This is a genomic window from Streptomyces sp. NPDC043427 (assembly GCF_056436655.1).
Window position 1 is genome coordinate 131,942 of the sequence record NZ_JBWKCC010000009.1, and the last position, 19,040, is coordinate 150,981.

The 19,040-nt window shown below is 70.5% G+C and carries 19 protein-coding genes; 11 read left to right on the top strand and 8 right to left on the bottom strand.

Annotated features, from left to right (window positions below):
• The first annotated feature begins 200 nt into the window (after positions 1 to 200).
• Both AC067M_RS17730 and AC067M_RS17735 read left to right on the top strand, forming a co-directional pair.
• Entirely contained in the window at positions 201 to 509 is a 309-nt protein-coding gene (locus AC067M_RS17730) for a hypothetical protein (protein ID WP_478697894.1), read from the top strand.
• A 285-nt stretch (positions 510 to 794) separates the two neighbouring features.
• Positions 795 to 1,595, top strand: coding sequence for a DUF5995 family protein (locus AC067M_RS17735; RefSeq protein WP_478697895.1), 801 nt, complete (start codon positions 795 to 797; stop codon positions 1,593 to 1,595).
• 402 nt (positions 1,596 to 1,997) lie between these two features.
• Here AC067M_RS17735 and AC067M_RS17740 read toward each other — a convergent pair whose 3' ends face one another.
• Positions 1,998 to 3,191, bottom strand: a complete 1,194-nt coding sequence (locus AC067M_RS17740; protein WP_478697896.1) for an MFS transporter — start codon at positions 3,189 to 3,191, stop codon at positions 1,998 to 2,000.
• Between the two features lie 100 nt (positions 3,192 to 3,291).
• On the opposite strand from AC067M_RS17740, the gene AC067M_RS17745 reads away from it, so the two are divergent.
• The 3 genes from AC067M_RS17745 (at position 3,292) to AC067M_RS17755 (ending at position 6,890) form a co-directional block, all read left to right on the top strand.
• Positions 3,292 to 4,377 (top strand): DUF5937 family protein, encoded by a 1,086-nt coding sequence (locus tag AC067M_RS17745; RefSeq protein ID WP_478697897.1) that lies wholly within the window; start codon positions 3,292 to 3,294, stop codon positions 4,375 to 4,377.
• Positions 4,378 to 5,052: 675 nt separating this feature from the next.
• Positions 5,053 to 6,210, top strand: coding sequence for a globin domain-containing protein (locus AC067M_RS17750; RefSeq protein WP_478697898.1), 1,158 nt, complete (start codon positions 5,053 to 5,055; stop codon positions 6,208 to 6,210).
• Positions 6,211 to 6,245: 35 nt separating this feature from the next.
• Positions 6,246 to 6,890, top strand: a complete 645-nt coding sequence (locus AC067M_RS17755; RefSeq protein WP_478697899.1) for a pyridoxamine 5'-phosphate oxidase family protein — start codon at positions 6,246 to 6,248, stop codon at positions 6,888 to 6,890.
• Between the two features lie 94 nt (positions 6,891 to 6,984).
• On the opposite strand, the gene AC067M_RS17760 is transcribed toward AC067M_RS17755, so the two are convergent.
• The 4 genes from AC067M_RS17760 to AC067M_RS17775 all read right to left on the bottom strand — a co-directional run bounded on the left by AC067M_RS17760 (position 6,985) and on the right by AC067M_RS17775 (position 9,677).
• On the bottom strand, positions 6,985 to 7,845 hold the full coding sequence (locus AC067M_RS17760; protein WP_478697900.1) for an oxygenase MpaB family protein: 861 nt from the start codon (positions 7,843 to 7,845) through the stop codon (positions 6,985 to 6,987).
• A 288-nt stretch (positions 7,846 to 8,133) separates the two neighbouring features.
• On the bottom strand, positions 8,134 to 8,493 hold the full coding sequence (locus AC067M_RS17765; RefSeq protein WP_478697901.1) for a hypothetical protein: 360 nt from the start codon (positions 8,491 to 8,493) through the stop codon (positions 8,134 to 8,136).
• A 65-nt stretch (positions 8,494 to 8,558) separates the two neighbouring features.
• Complete coding sequence (locus AC067M_RS17770; protein WP_478697902.1) at positions 8,559 to 9,050, bottom strand: flavin reductase family protein; 492 nt, start codon at positions 9,048 to 9,050, stop codon at positions 8,559 to 8,561.
• 126 nt (positions 9,051 to 9,176) lie between these two features.
• The gene (locus AC067M_RS17775; RefSeq protein WP_478697903.1) at positions 9,177 to 9,677 is read right to left on the bottom strand and encodes a MarR family transcriptional regulator; all 501 of its coding nucleotides are present in this window, start codon (positions 9,675 to 9,677) and stop codon (positions 9,177 to 9,179) included.
• A 131-nt stretch (positions 9,678 to 9,808) separates the two neighbouring features.
• Here AC067M_RS17775 and AC067M_RS17780 point away from each other — a divergent pair, with 131 nt between their 5' ends.
• Both AC067M_RS17780 and AC067M_RS17785 read left to right on the top strand, forming a co-directional pair.
• On the top strand, positions 9,809 to 10,663 hold the full coding sequence (locus AC067M_RS17780; protein WP_478697904.1) for an alpha/beta hydrolase: 855 nt from the start codon (positions 9,809 to 9,811) through the stop codon (positions 10,661 to 10,663).
• A gap of 140 nt (positions 10,664 to 10,803) precedes the next feature.
• The gene (locus AC067M_RS17785; RefSeq protein ID WP_478697905.1) at positions 10,804 to 11,622 is read left to right on the top strand and encodes an SAM-dependent methyltransferase; all 819 of its coding nucleotides are present in this window, start codon (positions 10,804 to 10,806) and stop codon (positions 11,620 to 11,622) included.
• Between the two features lie 126 nt (positions 11,623 to 11,748).
• Here AC067M_RS17785 and AC067M_RS17790 read toward each other — a convergent pair whose 3' ends face one another.
• Positions 11,749 to 12,708, bottom strand: coding sequence for a GNAT family N-acetyltransferase (locus AC067M_RS17790; RefSeq protein WP_478697906.1), 960 nt, complete (start codon positions 12,706 to 12,708; stop codon positions 11,749 to 11,751).
• A 63-nt stretch (positions 12,709 to 12,771) separates the two neighbouring features.
• On the opposite strand from AC067M_RS17790, the gene AC067M_RS17795 reads away from it, so the two are divergent.
• A complete protein-coding gene (locus tag AC067M_RS17795) occupies positions 12,772 to 13,398 on the top strand; it encodes a TetR/AcrR family transcriptional regulator (protein WP_478697907.1) in 627 nt (208 codons plus the stop codon).
• A 110-nt stretch (positions 13,399 to 13,508) separates the two neighbouring features.
• Positions 13,509 to 14,039: a hypothetical protein gene (locus AC067M_RS17800; protein WP_478697908.1), complete on the top strand. Its 531-nt coding sequence runs from the start codon at positions 13,509 to 13,511 to the stop codon at positions 14,037 to 14,039.
• Here AC067M_RS17800 and AC067M_RS17805 read toward each other — a convergent pair.
• Both AC067M_RS17805 and AC067M_RS17810 read right to left on the bottom strand, forming a co-directional pair.
• Positions 14,018 to 15,226 (bottom strand): FAD-dependent monooxygenase, encoded by a 1,209-nt coding sequence (locus AC067M_RS17805; RefSeq protein ID WP_478697909.1) that lies wholly within the window; start codon positions 15,224 to 15,226, stop codon positions 14,018 to 14,020. The genes AC067M_RS17800 and AC067M_RS17805 overlap by 22 nt on opposite strands.
• Entirely contained in the window at positions 15,223 to 17,247 is a 2,025-nt protein-coding gene (locus tag AC067M_RS17810; RefSeq protein ID WP_478697910.1) for a LodA/GoxA family CTQ-dependent oxidase, read from the bottom strand. The genes AC067M_RS17805 and AC067M_RS17810 overlap by 4 nt, the downstream gene beginning before the upstream one ends.
• 401 nt (positions 17,248 to 17,648) lie before the next feature.
• Here AC067M_RS17810 and AC067M_RS17815 point away from each other — a divergent pair, with 401 nt between their 5' ends.
• Together AC067M_RS17815 and AC067M_RS17820 are read left to right on the top strand one after the other, a co-directional pair.
• Positions 17,649 to 18,410, top strand: a complete 762-nt coding sequence (locus tag AC067M_RS17815; protein ID WP_478697911.1) for a carbonic anhydrase — start codon at positions 17,649 to 17,651, stop codon at positions 18,408 to 18,410.
• 85 nt (positions 18,411 to 18,495) lie between these two features.
• Positions 18,496 to 19,029 (top strand): hypothetical protein, encoded by a 534-nt coding sequence (locus tag AC067M_RS17820; protein WP_478697912.1) that lies wholly within the window; start codon positions 18,496 to 18,498, stop codon positions 19,027 to 19,029.
• Positions 19,030 to 19,040 lie beyond the last annotated feature (11 nt).

Genomic DNA, 19,040 nt, shown 5'->3' on the forward strand with positions numbered 1-19,040 from the left:
CGTGAGGGCGCCAGGGGCCAGGAGCGGCCCGCGGGGCACTCCCGCCCCACAGCCCCGGGCAGTCACCGGGCAGTTCACCAGGTCATACGAGCACTCCGAGCCGCTCTGCTGCATCCGGGTGGACCCTCGCTCCGGCCGCAACCGGCCGCACCGCACGTGAAGTCCCCCTTCACAACCCACCTGTTGAAAGGAGCCTGTCCATGGCCCACACCACCACGTCTGGCCGGCCGTCCTGGGCACACGACGACTTCCTGCTGTCGCCGCCCAACCCCACCCAGCGCATCGACCTCGCCCCCACGGATGTGCACCGCCTGGAAATCCACGCGGCACTGACCGCCGCGGGCATCGCCCCCATGCCCGGCGACCGCGAAGCCATCGACCACCTCAGCACCCTGCCCGACCACGTCCACACCGCACTGCACCGCTGGCTCACCCACACCACCCAACAACCCACCGCCACCCGCGAGACGCTCGCCGACAAGCGCCTGATGGAGATCCTCACCGCCTGACGGTCGGAAGTGGAGCTTTCGACTTCAGTCGACCGCCTCCAGCCGTTGGCCCGGATCTCCAGCTGGTCTGCGAGCCGTTCATGAATCCCCATGCCCTACGCGCAGTCCCGTTCCCCGGTGTGCGCTGCGGCAGGACATGGCCGGGTGACGAGCGGAGCTCCCGTCCCGGTTCCCGTAGGGCGGGGACCTTCGCCGGTGTGCGGTGGTAAGACGGGGCTGTAACCGGCACTGCGGGCAGCAGCCAGACGGCGGCCCGAACGAGGGTACGTGAGAGGGGAGTTGGGCATGGCGGCAGAGAACATCGACGATGTCGTGGACGAGCTTGCCGGCATCGTGCGGGAGGCCGGCCGCGCCGGTGACCGGGTCGGATACTTCGCGGCGCTGTACCGACAGGTGACCGTTGAGGTCCGCTCGGCCATTCACGGTGGGCTGTTCGACGACGGTGCCCGGATGGACCGTTTCGACACGCTCTTCGGCAACCGCTACATCGACGCGTACGACGCCTGGCGTCGTGACCAGAGCGGGCCGCGCTGTTGGCGCGAGGCGTTCGGGTTGCTCGACGAAGCCGACACCGTCATCGTCCAGCACCTGCTACTCGGCGTGAACGCGCACATCAACCTCGACCTGGCCATCGCCGCCGCGCGGACCGCCCCAGGCGAGGCCATCCACACGTTGCGGCGCGACTTTCTGCTGATCAACGACATCCTTGCGCGGGTGGTGCTGGTGGTGCAGGACTCGGTCGGCGCCCTGTCGCCACTCCTGTCGCTACTGGATCAGGTCGGAGCCCGCACCGACGAGCGGATCCTCGACTTCAGTGTCCGTCAGTCCCGAGAGGAGGCGTGGTACAACGCCGTCCTGCTTGCCGGCCAGAACGAGGAGGAACGCGAGGCCACCATCCAGCGGCTCGACATCCGGGCCGCCGTGCTCGCACGGTTGATAGCGCGACCGGGCGGCGTCGTCCGGCCGGCCCTGCAGCTGATCCGGAGCACCGAAAGTGATGACGTGCCGGCCGTCATCACTCATCTGGACAACGCCATGGAGCGAGCCTCCGCCCGGCAGGTGACGGGGCGAGGTCCGGCGGACTGACCGCCCGGCATCCCGCTGGGGCCAGCGGCGAACACCTGCTCACACAGTGTCAGAACCAGCCATAGCTGTCGCTCGACGAAGCGATGCGTCAGGCCCACGGGAGGACGGTTCCCCCGCCGACATCATGGCTTGCGGTTGGTCACCAAGCTGCTGGGGCGGGACGAGCGCATGCGGCCGTACGGGCGATCCCGTGGTCGTAGCGGGAGTCGTACTCGCCGTCGGGTACGCGCCCGTCACGCACGCCCGCACGTACGGCCAGTGCTGCAGCCCCTGAGCCCGCCCCGGCCATCCGGGCGGGTCAGGCAGTACGGCTCCGACCTCCGTGGCCGTCGCGGTCCGGTTGGTGTCGTCGAGGCTGATCTGCTGGGGCGCCCGGTCGGCGCCGATGACGGCGGATTCCGCTCAGCAGGCGACGGCGAAGGCGGAGAGGAGCGTAGCGGCGGCGAGGGTGCCCCAGAGGGCGGCCGGGCCGTGGGGGGCGAGGGTGGTGATGAGTGCCGGGGAGATGGCGAGGCCGAAACCCGTGGAGAGTTCGAAACGGGCGAGGGCGCGACCCAGAGCATGGGCCGGGGCGAGGTGAGTGACGAGCGCGGTGGCGCTGCCGGCGTAGATGATCTCGCCGATCGTGCAGACCACGGACACCGTGGCGACGGCCGGGGCGCCCCAGCCGTGTCCCAGCGGGGTGGCCACGAGAAAGCCGAGGTAGGACGCGGTGAGTACCACGCCGGCGAGTGCCAGTACGGTCCGCCGGGAGAAGCGGGACATCAGGACGGTGACCGGAACCTGCAGGGTGACCACCAGCACCGTGTTGGCCACGAAGATGGCCGCCGACCACACAGGGGATGCGTGCAACTGTGTCACCAGGACCAGCGGGAGGGCGATTTCGGGGACGTTGAGGCAGAAGGCGTAGACCACGTTGGCGGCCAGCAGCGCGCCCATCCGAGGGGCGGGCCCGTTGTCACTGTCCATACCGTCCTTGGCCGGGGCAGCGGCCGGATGCGCGTGCAGATGGACCGACCACGCCAAGGCCGCCGCAGCGAGGTAGGCGAGCCCGGTGACGGCTGCCAGCGCCTGCAATGCGCTGGTGCCGCCCGCCAGGCATGCGGTGGCGATGAGCGCGCCAGCGCCCAGGCCGGCGTTGCGCAGGGCGCGGCCTCCCGCGAGAGCGGCGTCGCGTTGCCTGCCGTGGGCGACCGTGGCCACGAGAGCCGCGTGGGCGGCCGGCCAGGCCTGGTTGCCGAGGCCGAGGAAGAGCGCCGCCGCCGCGAACAGCCAGACGTGCCCCGCCGGGGTGGCCAGCAGCAGCGCCACGCCCAGCGCCCGTACCAGCATCGACGCCGTCACGACCGTGCTGCGTGCGCCCCGGTCCAGCCATCGGCCCACCGCGGGCATGCACACCAGACCCGCGACGACGGCGGCCGTCATGGCGGTGCCGGTGACCGGCGCGGACAGCCTCAGCACGGTCACCCCGTAGAGCAGCAGAAAGGGCCGCAGCAGCCCGGTGCCGAGCGCGTCCACGGCCACGGCGACGGCATAGCGGGGGCCTCCGGAGGCACGGACGAGGGCGCGGGGCTGGATCTTGGTGGTGGTTGTCATGGCGTCAAACGGTGCGTTCGGCCACCGGGCTTGGCACGTTGGTTGACGGACACCGTCAATCAACGTCGACGCCGGCCAGCCGGTCAGTGATGATGCGGGGATGACGTTGAGGATCGACATCAGCGGCCTGCCGTCCGAGCGGCTGCGGTTCGCCGCCTCCCCGCTGGCCGAACTGACCGCGATGCTGCACGTGCTGGCCGAACCCGGGCATCATCCGCAGCACGCCGGCTGGGCCGGCGATGTCTGGGCCGGGCTGCGGCCGGAGCTGGCCGAGCGGCTCAGGGAGGCGGAGTTCCTCTGGCGTTCCTCACAGGCCGACTTCCTGATCCCCGCCCGGCCTCGGCCCACCCTCGCCGAGGAGTTGGACGACGTGGACCGGATCGACGACGAGGCGTATGTGACCGCGGCGCTCGTCACCACCTGCGGCGGCAACCGGGTCCACTTCGCCGCGCCGTCGCCGCTCACCGATGCGACTGCGCGCGAGCGGGCCCTGGACCTGGCCCAGGCCCGCGGCGCGCGGCAAGAGGCCTTCGCGGAACGGCTGCTCGCGGACCCGGCCGCCGTGCGAGCGCGGGTGCGCCACACCCTCGAACAGTGCGCCGAGGCCTTCTTCGACGCCGCCTGGGCGAGCGTTGCCGTGCAACTCGCCACCGACCTGCGCCTGAAGAACGACCTGCTGAAACGCCGGGGCATCGGGGCAGCACTCGCATCGGTCTCCCCAGCGGTCGATCTGGCGCCGGACGGCGACTGCATCATCGTGGACAAGCTGCAGGACAAGACGACCGCCGCCCACGGCGCCGGAGTCACCTTCATCCCCAGTGTCTTCGGCCGCCCGCACCTGGTGGCGGTCCACGCGCCCGGGTGGCAGCCGGTGGTGCAGTACCCCGTGGCGGAGCCGGGTCCATCAGAGCCGGTGTCGCTGGAAACGGTCACACTACGGCTGGAGGCACTCGCACATCCGGTACGGCTGCGGCTGCTGCGCACCCTGGCCCGCGGCCCGCACACCACCGGTGAGCTGGCCCACGCCTGGGAACTCTCACCCCCGGAGGTTTCCCGCCACCTCGCTGTCCTGCGCCGCGCGGGTCTGCTCACAGCCCGGCGGCACGGTCGTTACGTGCGATACACCCTCAATCTGCCCGATCTGACGGCGCTGGGCACCGACCTGCTGGCGGCCGTACTGCGCTGAGCGGCTTCGGTCTGCCAGAAGGCGGGCGGGCCCGTGTCCTGGTCGGCGTCGTCCAGGACGAAGCACTGCCTCGCTGCTTCGTCGACACGCGGCCCGGCGAATTCCAGGGACGAGGAGATCCGCTCAGCCGCCGACGACGTCCCAGCTTTGCCGCAATGGGATACGCCAAGGCGTAGCGTTCGCGGTCGTGTTGGTGGAAGAGTGCTGTGTGGCGCAGTTCGCCGGTTCTCCGGCCTCGGTTGCCCGCAGTAGGTCGGGGTGTGGGCTCGGGGAAGGCGGGGGCGCGGGACACGGCGAGGACCCCGCCGGTGAAGTCCCCGGTGACCAGTGGGTCGTATGACGAGAGTTACTTCTGAGTCACCCATGTGGTCATGTAGCGTCCGGAATCGTTCGATCCGTTTCGACGCTGCCGCCCCGATGAGGTCTCATGCCCGCCGATGTCGATGCCCCGATCGCCGCCCCCCAGAGACGAAGATTGCCTCAAGGCCCCGCCCTTCGCGTGCTTCGGGGACTTGGCCCCCGGAGCGATGCCGCCCAGCGGTCCGCCGGCGGGAGGCCATCCCGGACAACGGACGGGGGAGCGCCGGTTCGTTGAAAATCCGGATCAACCGCTCAAGCAGCGCATCCGCCCAGCCGTCCCCGGAGCGCCCTGTCCCAGCCCAGGCGGTACATGACGTGCAGCCCGAGGTCGCCGAGCCCCCTCTGTCGGCCCACGAGCAAGACCTCATACGCGCCTCCGTCTCGGTGGTCGAGCCGTTCGCCGCAGATATGACGGTCTACTTCTACGCGATCCTCTTCGCCCGCCACCCCGAGGTCCGTCCCCTGTTCCCGCCGGGAATGGACACTCAGCGCGGCCGTCTGCTGCGCGCGCTGCTGCGCATCGTGGACCTGGTCGACGACCCTGAGGGACTGGTGCGCTTCTGCGGACACCTCGGACGCGATCACCGCAAGTTCGGCACGCTCAGTGCGCACTTCCCGGCCGTGGGCGAGTGTCTTCTCGCCTCGCTGGCCCGCTACGCCGGCCCCGCGTGGACCGCGGACATCGCCGCCGCCTGGGCCAAGGCGTACGGCGTGGTCGCCGACGTCATGATCAGTGCTGCCGAGCAGGACGAGGCGGTTCGGCCCGCCGTGTGGCCCGCCACGGTCGTACACCGTGTCCCGCGTGGACACGGCATCGTCGAAATCACCGTACGCCCCCACATGCCCTACGAGTACGCCGCCGGACAGTACGTGAGCGTCGAGACTCCCTGGTGGCCCAAGCTGTGGCGCTACTACTCCCCCGCCAACGCGCCCCGTGAGGACGGCACCCTCACCTTCCACGTGCGCGCGGTGGCCGGCGGCCGCGTCAGCGGCGCGCTGGTGCACCGGGCCGCGGTGGGCGACGCGATCCAGCTCGGACCCCCGCTGGGAGACATGGTTCTGGACGCAGCCGCCTACAGCGACCTGCTGTGTGTGGCCGGCGGCACCGGTCTCGCGCCGATCCGCGCCCTGGTGGAAGAGGTGGCCCGCCGCGGCGAGCGCTACCGGGTCGACCTGTTCCTCGGCGCCCGAACCGGCGCCGAGTTGTACGGGTTCGACGACATGCTCCGGATGGCCCAGCGGCACCACTGGCTGACCATCAGGGGTGCGGTCTCCCAGGAGTACGTCCCTGGGATCAGGGGGTCCCTGCCGGAAGTTCTGGCCGAGTACGGGCCGTGGTTCCAGCACGACGCCTATCTCAGCGGCCCGGCTTCGATGATCGTCGCCGCCACCGAGACGCTCACGCTGGGCGGCACCTCGCCCGAGCGCATCCATCACGACCCGTTCGAGACGCCTGTTCTGTCCTTTGCCTGAGCCAACCACTTGGCCGTCCTGCCAGGAGAACGCACGTGACCATCCCCCCGCCGCCCTTCGGATCAGCAGGTGAACACCGCCTCCAACAGCAACTGGGCACCGCCGACCGCGCCGCCCGTTTCTACGACCACCAGGTGCGCCCCTGCCTCACGCCCGAGATGCGGGACTTCATCGGCCGCCAGGCCATGGTCTTCCTGGCCACCGCCGACTCGCACGGAGAATGTGATGCCAGCTTCCGCGCCGGGCCACCGGGATTTGTCCACGTGATCGACGACCGTACGCTCGCGTACCCCGAATTCCGTGGGAACGGTGTGCTCGCCAGCGCCGGCAACATGACGGAGAACCCGCACCTCGGCATGCTCTTCCTGGACTTCACGCACCACCACGTGGGGCTTCATGTGAACGGCGCGGCCCAGCTGTACACCGACGCGGGCCTGCGCTCCGTCCATCCCGGCCTGCCCACCGATGTCGCGCCTGGACGAAGCCCTGAGATGTGGGTCCACGTGAGCGTCGAGGAGGCCTACATCCACTGCTCCAAGTACATACCCCACCTGGAGCCGGCTCCCCGCCCCACCAGCCAGGACGCCGCGCGCCCCAAGGACGCGAACTATTTCACCGGCTCTGACCCGGCGCCCGGCAGCCTCCCGCAGCCGAGCCGGCCAGGGCCGGCCTCCACCTGATCGAGTCAGAAGCCGACGACATGGCCCTGACGACCGTACTCACCGCACAGCCTCGAACGGAGATCGTCGAGCGGGGCCCCTGGGCCGATGCGGATCAGTCCGTGCTCGGTCGCGGTTGCGGGGTCATGGCCCAGCGGATGGTCCTGGTCAGTGCGTGGCCCGCGGGGCGTACGGCGATGTCTTCGACGACGGGGAGGCGGGGCAGCCAGAGCATGCCCCGGGCCCACGGCGGGAGCAGGGCGACGGCGTTCGCGGCCAGCCCGGCGTAGAGCGGTCGTGCCGCGAGGGGCAGTGGAGGCCGGAGCAGCAGGAAGCGGGCGGCGGCGCGGGCCTCGGGGGTGGCCCGCAGCTCGGGCCGGTAGGTGGCGAGGCGCTCGGACAGCTCACGGCGGTCGCGGGGTGGGTCGAGCACCCCCAGGGCCTCGGCGACGCGGGCGGTGTCGGCGACGTAGGCGTCGTAGTCGGCGGCGTCCAGTGGCTTGGCCCCGTAGCGCTGGTGGGCGCGCAGGAAACTGTCCGTCTCGGCCGCGTGTACCCAGCCGAGCAGGTGCGGGTCGGCCGCGTGGTACGCCAGGCCCTCGGCCGTCGTGCCGCGGATCCGCTCGTGGATGCCCCGGACGTGGTCGACCGCCCGCTGGGCGTCCGCGGCGGTGCCGTAGGTCGTCACGGCCAGGAAGGTGCTGGTGCGCTGCAGTCGGCCCCAGGGGTCGCCGCGGTAACCGGAGTGCCCGGCCACCGCCGCCATGGCGAGCGGGTGCAGGGACTGCAGCAGCAGTGCGCTCAGCCCGCCGATGAACATCGAGGCATCGCCGTGGACCGTGCGGATCGGGCGGTCCGGCCCGAACCAGCGCGGGCCGGGGGTGTGGTGGATACGGGCACGTGTCGCCGGGCCGCCGGGGCCGGCGACACGGCGGAACAGAGCTTGGCCCAGCTGTTCACGGACGACGGTCAGCACGGTCGACCTCCCCTGTGTGACTTCCTGCGCGAGCGGATCCTGCTCCCGGATCACTGAAACGTCAGGGCGCTCGCCACGTCGGCGCCTCTCCGACGGCGCCTCTCCGACGGCGCCTCTCCGTCGTCGATCACGCGAGGAGCCACACCGGGCACCAGGTTTTCGAGGGCTTGTGGCATTGGCCCGAAGTCGTGTCCACCCTACGCCCAGGCGTCCACTCGGAAGCCTCCAAGACCTCGCGCACCTCTGGCGACCATCTGTTCATCTCAGCACCTCTCTCCGAGGCGCCGGTCAGCGACTACGCCTCAGCCAGCCGGTCCAGCGGTCAAGCGTGCGTCGCGGTCGGCGAGAACTCCGCTGGAGCGGCCGGCGCTGCTCTGCCCCCGGCCGACTGGCTTGCCCGGCGGCGCGACGCCAGTGGTCGTCGGGGGACAGGATCGGCGCCTTGCGTTCTGCTTGAGCTTGGATCTCGACATGAGACTCATGAGCCGTGATGCGGAACGCCTCCTCGTAGGAGGCAAGGGCGGCGCTCATGGCCCCGCCTGCGAGGCCCCGGCGGCGGATACGCAATGCCAGCCACGTGAAGAAGCCCAGGACGGCCGCAAGGGCGCCCACCGTGATCAGGAACGGTAAGAGCACATCCACATCCATGGGCATGAGCCTACGCAACAGCCTCAACGACGGAACCCGGCGTTCGGGCAGGCCGGCGCGGCGACTCAGTCCACCGGGTGTCCGGGGTCGATCGTGAGGGTGTCCGCGAGGCGCAGCAGCGGTTGTCCCTCGGCCTTCTCCTGCTCACCGCACTGCACCGGGTCCAGGACGAAGCCGACGTGATCGCCTCCGTTGATCCGCTGCTCGATCCTGCCGATGAACCACGCGGCCGCCTCCTGCAGGACGACCGCCCCGCCGTACCCCACTGTCCAGCGGGTGTGCGCGAACTTGTCCACCCGGTCGCCGCTCACGCCGCCGAACAGGGCCGCCAGCTCGAACTGTTGCGGTGTCAACAGGTGTACGGCGAGGAGGTCGGCGGCAGCGGCCACCTCGTAGGTCCGGTTCACTGTCGACAGCCACACCACGAACCGCACCGGCCGCATGGAGCACTGCGATGCGAACCCCACGAGGCAGCCCGCCCGCTCGCCGCCCGCCGTAGCGGTCACGACGCACATGTCGGGGTTCAGCCGGTCGGTGAAGGGGTTGATCTCCGGCATGTTCGTGCTCCTCCAGCCATGCGGCGCCCGTCCTTGCACGTGGTGTATCCCGAGAGACCATCCTCACGCCCGACATGGGGCACCGGCATCCGCGGATGAACGCCCCCGGTGGTCGTCCCCGCAGCCCTACGGCTGGGCGGTGGGGGTTCCGCCCGGGCCGTCGAGAGCGCGGGCGCGTGCGGCGGCCGACGGGGTCAGGTGGCGGGCCAGCACGTCGAGGGCGGCGGCGACCTCGTGGAGGGTGTCCGGGGTGGGTGTGGTGCCGTCGGGGTCGGTCAGGGCGGCGGCGAGGGCGCCGTCGATGGTGGCGGCGCGGACCTCGGCCACTCGGGCGGAAGGCTTCGGGACGGGGCGGATGAGGCGGCGGCGCCGGTCGGTCGGATCGGGGGCCGTGTCCACGGAGCCGGCCTCCTCCAAGCGGGCGACGGCGGTGGAGACCTGGCTCTGGGGCAGGCCGGTCCGCGCGGCGACCTCGCCGACGGTCGTGCCGGGGTGAGCAACGATGTCGCCGAGGATGATGAGGACCGAGCGGTCCGAGCCTCGCTGCCGCGTTTCCGGCTGGGGCATGGCGTGCTCGCCGATCTTCATCAGGGTGCGGCCCAGCAGGAACAGTTCGACTCCGTTCATGACCGCCGATGGTACATCTTCATTGATACATCTCTCTTGATGCATCAATCTTGATGCATCTAATTAGATGGGTTATGGTCGTGATGCATGCCAGTCGGAGACGCCGACTGCCGCCCACGAGGGGAACCGCCATGTCCACAACCACCGCCATCGCCGGCGCCCGCACCCTCTCCGTCCCTGGCGCCACCCTTCATTTCCAGGTCACGGGCAGTGGTCCCGTCCTGCTCCTCTCCCAGAGCGGCGAAGGCGACGCCGACCGCACCGTCGACCTCGTCCCTCACCTGACCGACACCTTCACCGTCGTCACCTACGACCGCCGTGGCCTGTCACGCAGCACGCTCGACGACCCCGGCCGTCCCGTCAGCATGGCTGACCACGCCGACGACGTCGCACGGCTGCTCGCCGAGGTGGGCGACGGACCGGCCATGCTGGCCGGGTTCAGCATGGGTGCCGCGATCGGTCTTCAGGTGCTGACCAGACACCCGGGCGTACTGGACACACTGATCGCCCATGAGCCGGTGACACCGAACCTGTTGCCCGAGGCCGACCGCGCCCAGCACGCGGCGGAGTTGACTGCCATCCAGGAAGCGCACGCGGCAGGGGGCCTGGCGGCGGCGTTCGCCGTGATCGGCCGGCATCTCGGTATCGACCCCGCCCACGACCGGACCGAGGACGGTCTCACCCCACAGCCCATGACGCCCCGACGGCAAGCCAACTTCGCCCATTTCATCGGCACGGAGTTCACAGCCGTCATCGGCGACGGCTTCGATCCGGCGGAGTCCGTGCGGGCCGCAGCCCGGGCCGGGACGCGGGTCATCCCGGCGGTGGGCCAGGACACGCCTCCCACTGTCCACACCTACCGCTGCGCGCTGGCACTGGCAGAACTGCTGGGCACGGAGCCGGTCGTGTTCCCCGGTGGTCACAACGGGAACACCGCGTTCCCCCGGGCGACGGCGCGCGTGCTCAGGGCCGCACTCACGCGATGATCCAGCGGGGAGCCCGTCGCATTTTCGGGAAACCGCCGCTCGAATCCGACAGAAGCGTGAACTGGTGTACGCACCCGGGCCGTTGTGCGTAAGTTGTGCATTGAACTATCGACGCCTCGGCTGAAAGACGGACGCGACTCATGACCGACCACGCGAGAACGCCAGGACCAGCAGCGGTGCACCAGAAGATCGACACGTCGGTGCCGCACTCGGCCCGGATCTGGAACTACTGGCTGGGCGGGAAGGACAACTACCCCGTCGACGAGGAAGCCGGCGACGCGTACACCGCGGTCTTTCCCGGCATCGTCACCATCGCCCGCAGCAGCCGCGCCTTCCTGCGCCGCAACATCACGTACCTGGTCGCCGAGGCGGGTATTCGGCAGTTCCTGGACGTCGGTACGGGGCTTCCGACCGCCGACAACACCCATGAGGTCGCGCAGCGGATCGCCCCGGAGACCCGGATCGTCTACGTCGACAACGACCCGATGGTCCTGGCGCACGCCCGCGCCCTGCTCTACTCGACGCCTCAGGGGGCGACGGCCTACGTCGACGCCAGCGTCCTGGACACGGACCGCATCCTGAAGGTCGCGGCCGAGACGCTGGACTTCAGCCGTCCCACGGCCCTCATCCTGAGCAACATCCTGGGGCACGTCGCCGACCGTGACCAGGCCCGTTCCATTGTGACGCGGCTGATGGACGCGCTGCCGTCCGGCAGTTACCTGTCCATCAACGACGGTTCGCGGGGCATCGACCCGGTCTTCGAGCGGGCGCAGGACGCCTACAACGAGAGCGGTGCGGTCCCCTACAACCTGCGTACCGTCGACGAGATCACGGCGTTCTTCGACGGCCTGGAGCTCCTGGATCCGGGAGTGGTCTCGGTTCCCTTCTGGCGTCCGGACTCCGACTCCCCCGCCCCGGAACTCGTCGCCGAACACGGTGGTCTCGCACGTAAGCCGTAAGCCGTAAGCCGTAAGCCGTTTGCTGTTTGCTGTTTGCCGTAAGCCGTGACACCAACCCCGACAGCAGCCCGGGGCCCACGACTTGGAAGAGCGCCCCTCGGAGACGAGGTGGCGCTCTTGTCGTCTCTACACGTCGTCCCAGGCCATCGAGCTCATCCTCCAGCCGACCGGCGTGCGGACGAACTGGGTGGTCTTGTGTCCGGAGCTCTCGAACCACTCGCCGTCGAGGTAGCCCGACTTGCGGTACTCGCTGAACCGGTGCGCGACCGACCCGAAGACCTCGGTGCGGTCGGCGACTTCCCATTCGGAGAACTCCGTGAGCGTGCCGTCGGTGAGGATCTTCTCGCGGGGCTCGATGAACGCGTCGAGGTCATGGACCACGGGGTCGGACCCGAGGTTCTTGATGATCATTCCTTGCGGTATGAACACCTCTCGGATGATGTCGACGTTCGGCCGGCTGCCGCCCGTGTTGGTGAAGGCGCTGAAGAACGCTCGCGTCAGACGGTCGAGTTCGGCCCGGGTGTCGGACGCGGGTGCGTCCCGCTCGGGTGACCACTCCTCGTCGAGGACGGACCAGATCTCGCTGTCGTGGCGGACACCCTGGTACGGATAGCGTCGGCGCAGTACGCCGTCACGGGTCATCCCGAGTCGGCGGGCCACTTCGGCGCTACGGGTGTTGCCCGCCGCGACCCACCATTCGACACGACTCATCCCGCGCTCCTTGAAGGCCCAGGTGATCAACGCCCGGCAGGCCCGCGTCACCAGCCCTCGGCCCTCCCCGGCCGCCTCCAGCCAGCAGCCGATCTCGCACACGCCCAAGGCGCCGTCGAAGCGGGTGAACATGACGCCGCCGACCAGCGTGCCGTCCAGCCAGATCCCGTAGATCCGTGCCGTGTCCTTGGCCTGGTTGTCGGCGTAGCGCTGGAGGACGGCGGTTGCGGAGTCGAGGTCGGTGCTGAGGGTCGCCCAGGGTATCCACGGGTCCACGTTGGGGCGGGCGCGGTCGATGTGGGCGAGGAACTCCCGCGCGTGCCAGGGCTCCAGGGGGCGGAGCTGAGCGTTGTCGCCGAGCGGCAGTGTGAACACGGATACCTCGATCCCTGATGTGGTGAAGGTACATAACAAGCGTTCGGTATGTAAGGTAGCAGCATGCCACCCGCCCCCGGAGACCGTGACGCCCGCCGTGCGGACGTGTCCGAGGCGGTGTGGCAGGTCCTGGCCGAGAAGGGGTTCGGCGGACTGACCCTGCGCGCCGTGGCCTCCGCGATGGGCGTCTCGACGGGGATGCTCATGCACTACTTCCCGACCAAGCGGGTCCTGATCGCGCACGCCCTGGATCTGCTGGAGAGGCGCACTGCCGAGCGTCCCCGCCGTGAGCGTCCGACCGAGGGTCTCGCCACCGTGCGCGCCATGCTGCTCGACATCCTGCCGCTGACCGCGGACGACACCGCCCGCAACCGCATCTGGGTCAGCTCCTGGGATCTGGCCCTGGCCGACGACGGGCTGGCCACGGAACAGGCCGACCGCTACACGCGGTTGCGCGCGTCGATCCGTCCGCACCTCGAAGCCGCGCGAGGCCTCGGCGAGCTTTCCGACGCCGCCGATCCGGAGCAACTCGCCGCCGGCGCCGTCGCGTTCGTCCACGGGCTCGTCGTCCAGGCGCTCTTCGACCCCGGCCGGTTCCCGGAGGACGTACAGACCGCCATGCTCGACGACTTCCTGGCCTCGATCGCAGCGGTCCGTGACTCCCCCACCGCGCGGCGTACAACCCTCTGAGGGTCCCACGGGTCTCACCAGACGTCCGAAAGGTTCTGGGACATCCGGAATCACCGCTTCGAGCGAAGTGTCTCGACAGGGACCGACGACCATCAGGGGGAACCGACCACATGCGTTACCTGAAGACCGCCGCAGCCGCGCTCACCTGTGCCTTCGTACTCGTCCCGGCCGGCATCGCCTCCGCCGGATCCGGGCCGGCTCCCGCGCCGGGTGCCCGCACCGCGCCGTCGGCCGTGTCCACCGCGCCGTCCCCGGCGGGGAATCCGGCGAGCACGCGCGCGCAGGCCGCCGGGGTGTGTGCGGACGCGTACCAGATCGGCACCACCGGGTACGTCAAGCGCAGCGGCACGACCATCGCGTCCGTCAAGCAGTTCTACTCGCCGTCCTGCGCCAAGAACTACGGCTACGTCTGGGTCTGGGACAGCTTCCGCGACACCGCCGGGGACTACGACGTGACCGCCGCCGTCTACAGCGGCTCGCAGGACGAGGTCCTGGGCAAGCGGTCCTGGACCAACACCACCGTCCAGGAGTTCTGGTCGAACGGCACCAGCACGGTCGCGGAGTGCACCGCCGGGGTGGGCACCGTGCGCCGGGCCGGCGACCCGGCACCCGTGGGGGGCTACTCCAGCACGCGCTGCTGAGCCCGCGCTGACGGCGGCGGCACGGCGCGGGGGTCGTATTCCGCCCGGGTCGCCGCCGTCCCTCGTTCTGTCGTCGGCGTCCCTCGCCTTCGGGACCAGAACGGGCGGTCGGGCCAGCGGGTTTCCTGGGCGTGGGCGGTCCGGTGGGCGTGCTGGTAGGCGGCTCGGGCCGCGCTGACCTTGGCCGCGTAGTCGTCCAGGGCGCCCGGCGAGCCACGCAGGTGGACATCGATCGCCTGGCCCGCGCTCAGTCCGGTGTAGAGCGCGGTGAGGATGCCCTGCGAGGACAGGGGGTCGAAGGCGACGGCGGCGTCTCCTGCGGCGATCCAGCCGTCGCCGTGGACGTGGTCCAGGTGGGCGCCATGGGCAGGGGCGCGGCGGGGAGGGTCGAGTGTGGCGAGTCCGTGTACGGCGGCAGTGGGTGCCACGTGCCGGGTCGCTAGGAGACGGCGGCGGAAGTCCGCGGGGGTGAACAGGTCGGGGTCGGTGAAGTAGGCGACGAGGCGGCGGCCGGAGGGCAGCAGGGTGGTGTACCACCAGCCGTCGGGAGCGGACTCGACCAGGGAGTGGCCGTCGGTGGCAGCGGGCAGGGCGACGTCCAGGGTGAGGTGATGGGCGGTCAGCCGGTCCTCGACATGTCTGCGGGCACCGGCGGGGACGGCGATCGCGGCGCGTCTGCCGGTGGCGTCGACGATCCAGCGGCAGGACACGGTGCGCAGGCCCGCGTGTGCCGCGCACAGGGTCAGCCGCCAGGTGCCGTCGGGGCGGCGCACGGGCCGTCGTACGGCGGTGTGTTCGGCGACGTCGGCGCCCGCCGCACGGGCCGCGGCGCGCAGGGTGCGGTCGAACAGTGGCCGGTCCAGGTGCCAGCCGTGGCCGTAGGGATCGCGGATGAAGTCGACGGTGTGCAGGGCGGTGGAGCCCCAGGCGGAGGCGTTGCCGTGACAGGGCAGATGTCCCGCGGCCAGGACGGTGTCGGGGACCTGGAGGTCGTGCAGGAGCAGGCGCGCGACCGGCACGAGGGCCTCGCCGGTCTTGGGCGGGCCGGTCGCGGAGTCGGCGAGGAGCACCGTACGGCCTGACCTGGACAGGGTGAGGGCGGCGGCGCAGCCGGCCGGGCCGCCGCCCGCGACCACGACGTCGTAGTGGTCGCGTGGCGGGGTGTGCGTCGCCGTTGTGGGGGTCACGGGGATGCGCGGAACGGGTCGAGCTTCTCCAGGTAGCCGGCGGCGATCGCCGCCTCGTCGTGGCCGGTGGCGCGCATGGCTTCGCCGATGGCCTGGGTCACCAGCGCGGCCTCCACCTGTTCGGCCGGCAGCTCGCCGCTCCAGGTGCCGGCGTCCGCGGCCAGTTGGGGGCTGGCGGCCTGCGGGACCTGGACGTTGACGAGGTTGGCGTGGTCGGGCGCGCCGCGCAGCTGCTCGCCGGGGACCGACTCGACCTGGATGAACTCCGGGAATTTGCCGTCCCCGACCTCGTATGCGTGGGTCTCCACGATGCCGAGATCCGGCCAGTCGTCGATCATCTGCCGGCGCTGCTTGTTGATGTCGGAGCCCGTGAGCCCGCGCAGCCACACGGCCCGTCGATCGAATGCCTGCTCCCTGGTCCGGTCGTCCATGGTGGGGTCGTTGACGACGTCGAAGTCCGCGCGTTTCAGGACGTGGTTGGGGACCTGGGCGGGCCAGAAGGTGGGCAGGTAGGGGCTGTAGCGCGGACCCAGGCCGCTGAGCACCTGGTAACCGGAGCGGCAGCCGGCGGCGTCGCACTGCCAGGGGGCGGCCATCCAGCGGGTGAGGTCGCCCGGGCCCTGCGCGTGCAGGGGGCCGTCCTTGGACTTGACTTCCTGGTCGCTGAGGACGTCGCCGTAGTCGCGCTCGGGGTTGTCCGGTGCGCGGTGCAGGATGCGGAACGGCTCGGCGTACATGGTCTTGTGCCGTACGGGCCAGGTGACTTCGCAGCCGGGGTGGAAGGCGTCCGCGGCGCAGTTCTCCAGTGCGGCCCGGTCCAGCAGGGCGGGTTGCTCGCGGACGGGTGCCTCGTCGACGTTCTCGTGGTGTTCATGCAGCGGGCCGGGCTGGAAGCGGCCCTCGGCCCACCGGGCGAGCAGCCGGTCCTGTGTCGGGGAGAGCATGATGTGCTGCCGTTCCGAGGTGCCCTCCTTGCTGGACATGGCGTCGCCGTACAGCCAGGGCCACGGCAGGGGTGACGTGCCGTCCCGGTGCCAGTCGCGCATCTGGACGTAGATCTGTCGGCGCAGCTCCTGGCTGCTGCTGCCCGGGTCCGCGAGGCGTCTGCGCAGGGTGGGGTCGAGGAAGTCGTGGGGCCCCTTCCAGCCGAACTGGGTGGCGAAGCCGTGGTTGGTCCACTGCAGCCCGCAGAACCGGCTGAGGATCGGCTCGATGTGGTCGGCGTAGGAGACGACGTCCTCGCCCCGCAGGGTGCCCTCCGTGGTGAAGACGTCCTGGAGTACGTCATAGAGGGTGCGGACGGTTTTCACGCCGGGTGCGTAGTGCGGCGGGGCCACCACGACCCAAGCCGGGGTCGCCGTCCTCGTCTGCCCGTCGATGGTGACCTGTGCCGTGACGGGGCCGTCGGAGACGTCGTCGTACCAGGTGTCGTTGTTGGTGACGCCGGAGATGGGCTTCTCCGGGGTGGTGTAGGAGGCCGACTTGCCGTTGCCGCCGACGACCAGCAGGCGGCCGGTGGGCTCGGTGGAGATCGCGCCGAGCGGGACCTTGCGGCCCATGATGGTGCCGGTGTCGAAGGTGCCGACGTCGTGCAGGGAGGCGTGGATGGTGCGGATGCCGGGGTCGATGACGAGTTTCTGGCGCTCGGCGCCGATCACGCCCGCGTTGCGTCTGCCCCGCTGTACCGCTGAGAGAGAAGCCGCTTCCGGGATGTCGAGCGCGAGGTGGAAGCGGTACCAGGCGGCCTTCTTGTTGGCCAGATGCACCGACCAGCGGATCTCGCTCACGCCGTCCTGGCCGAGCTTCAGCTCCCGGACGACCTCGCCCGCCTGGTTGTAGCCGTAGACCCGGAACCGGGCCGCCTGCTTGATGACCGCCCCGGCCGCGTCCTTGTGGGAGCCGGGGGGAAGAGCTTTCTGGTGCGGTGACTCGGGGCCGATGAACGGTGCCGCGGCACTGTTGCCGACCCTGGCGACGCCGATCGCCGGATGGATCTTCACCTGCACGATCTGCTGGTCCATGGGGGGGCCTTTCAGCGGGACGCGGGTCGGACACACCGAAGCGAACTTAGGCACGGGTGCGTGTCCTCGCAGGTGCGGTGGGCCGTTGGAGGGACGGCTTCACACCGTCGGGCCAGGTGGCGGTGGGCCGGCTCGGCTCAGCTCCTTACGGACCAGCAGGTACGCGCGGGATGTCCGGCGGCGGGTGGGCGTTCCGGGGGGCGCCGGGCAGACAGGAGAGCCTCGCAGTTACGTGATCGACCTCTGAGTGCGTGCCCGGCGCCCTGTGCCTTGCGCCAGGGTCAAGGGAGGTACTGGAGAGAACCAAGAAATGGGCAATGCCTGATCTTGGAATCGCCATGCTTTCCCATGGTTCAGTAACGCCAAGTCCCCGGCGTGCACTCGGACATACGTTCCTCTCCGTGAACTCTGACGTCACCCCTCACAGATCCGTCGGCCCTGTGCCGACCGCATCCGCCGCCACGCCCCGACGGGCCCTCCTGCGGGCCGGGTTGACCGGCACCACGGCCCTCGGTGCCGGCATCGCCCTGGGCGCGGCTCCCGCCTCCGCCGCGCCCCCTGGCCGACCGCAGCACCGACCCAGCACCCCGGAGGAGGCTCTGCGGGAGCTGGCCGCGGGCAACCGGCGGTGGCGCGCCTACCGGGAGAGGCACCCGGACGAAACACCCGCGACACGAACGGCCCTGACGTCCGGTCAGCACCCGTTCGCCGTCGTGCTCGGCTGCGTGGACTCCCGTGTTCCTCCGGAGCTCGTCTTCGACCAGGGTCTCGGTGACCTTCTCACCGTGCGCAGCGCCGGCGAGGTCCTGGACGAGGCCGTCATCGGCAGCGTCGCCTACGGCGTGCTCGAACTCGGGATACCGCTGGTGCTGGTGCTCGGGCACCAGTCGTGCGGTGCCGTGAAGGCGGCGGTCGAGGCGGACGCGTCCGGCGGGCGGCTGCCCGACCACATCCAGTACCTGGCCGACCAGATACGCCCGTCGATCGACCGTACGAAGGAAGGTGCCGCGCGCGTCGACGCGACCATCGACGCCAACGTACGGGCCGTCCGCTCCCGGCTCGCCGCGGAGCCCGACCTCGCGGCGAAGGTGGCGAGCGGGCAACTCGTCGTCGCCGGTGCCCGCTACGAGCTGACCAGCCAGCTCGTCCACTCCGTCGTCTGACCCTTGATCCTGGCGCGTGGGCCGCACGGCCCGCGCGCCCCGGCCTACGAACGTACTGTCGGTGCCTGCCGTTAGAGTGCCGCGCATGTCGCTGATCAGCTCCATCCGCAAGCACGACGACATCGCCGCCTTCCTCGCCTGGCCGGGCGATTTCGACCTCGACCGACGTGACCACGTCGAGGAGGTCCATCTCGCGTCCGGAGCCGCGCTGGAGGGCTTCGCGGGTGACGGAGCCGGGGGGACCTTCTTCTTCTGCGGTGAGGGCGGCGAGGAACGTCCCGTTCTGTACGCGGACTCCGAAGGGGGCACGGCGCTCGTCGCCATCGGCCTGCCCGAGCTCCTGAGGCTCCTCCTGACAGCACCTTGGTGGCACAGCTTCCAGGACTTCACGGTGGAGGAGAGCCAGGAACTCGCAGCGGAGTACCTGGAGGACATGCCCGACCTCGCGGCCCGGCAGGAGCGGTCCGCCGCGGTCCTTGGTCTTGAACTCCCGGGCGAAGAAGTGGTGTTGGCCCGCCTGCGTGAGGTGGTGACCGGGGCCGGCGAGGACTACGTCCTCATCTTCACGCCGGAGGGCGAGCCCTACGAGCCCCTCTTCACGGATGTCCGCCACGTATGACTCCACGTATG

What these genes read in the sequence shown, in the direction of transcription:
- AC067M_RS17810 (WP_478697910.1), bottom strand. Translation starts at nt 17,247, where the DNA reads ATGGACCAGCAGATCGTGCAGGTGAAGATCCATCCGGCGATCGGCGTC.
- AC067M_RS17730 (WP_478697894.1), top strand. Translation starts at nt 201, where the DNA reads ATGGCCCACACCACCACGTCTGGCCGGCCGTCCTGGGCACACGACGAC.
- AC067M_RS17765 (WP_478697901.1), bottom strand. Translation starts at nt 8,493, where the DNA reads ATGGATGTGGATGTGCTCTTACCGTTCCTGATCACGGTGGGCGCCCTT.
- AC067M_RS17775 (WP_478697903.1), bottom strand. Translation starts at nt 9,677, where the DNA reads ATGAACGGAGTCGAACTGTTCCTGCTGGGCCGCACCCTGATGAAGATC.
- AC067M_RS17800 (WP_478697908.1), top strand. Translation starts at nt 13,509, where the DNA reads ATGCGTTACCTGAAGACCGCCGCAGCCGCGCTCACCTGTGCCTTCGTA.
- AC067M_RS17785 (WP_478697905.1), top strand. Translation starts at nt 10,804, where the DNA reads ATGACCGACCACGCGAGAACGCCAGGACCAGCAGCGGTGCACCAGAAG.
- AC067M_RS17780 (WP_478697904.1), top strand. Translation starts at nt 9,809, where the DNA reads ATGTCCACAACCACCGCCATCGCCGGCGCCCGCACCCTCTCCGTCCCT.
- AC067M_RS17740 (WP_478697896.1), bottom strand. Translation starts at nt 3,191, where the DNA reads ATGACAACCACCACCAAGATCCAGCCCCGCGCCCTCGTCCGTGCCTCC.
- AC067M_RS17745 (WP_478697897.1), top strand. Translation starts at nt 3,292, where the DNA reads ATGACGTTGAGGATCGACATCAGCGGCCTGCCGTCCGAGCGGCTGCGG.
- AC067M_RS17770 (WP_478697902.1), bottom strand. Translation starts at nt 9,050, where the DNA reads ATGCCGGAGATCAACCCCTTCACCGACCGGCTGAACCCCGACATGTGC.
- AC067M_RS17795 (WP_478697907.1), top strand. Translation starts at nt 12,772, where the DNA reads ATGCCACCCGCCCCCGGAGACCGTGACGCCCGCCGTGCGGACGTGTCC.
- AC067M_RS17735 (WP_478697895.1), top strand. Translation starts at nt 795, where the DNA reads ATGGCGGCAGAGAACATCGACGATGTCGTGGACGAGCTTGCCGGCATC.
- AC067M_RS17820 (WP_478697912.1), top strand. Translation starts at nt 18,496, where the DNA reads ATGTCGCTGATCAGCTCCATCCGCAAGCACGACGACATCGCCGCCTTC.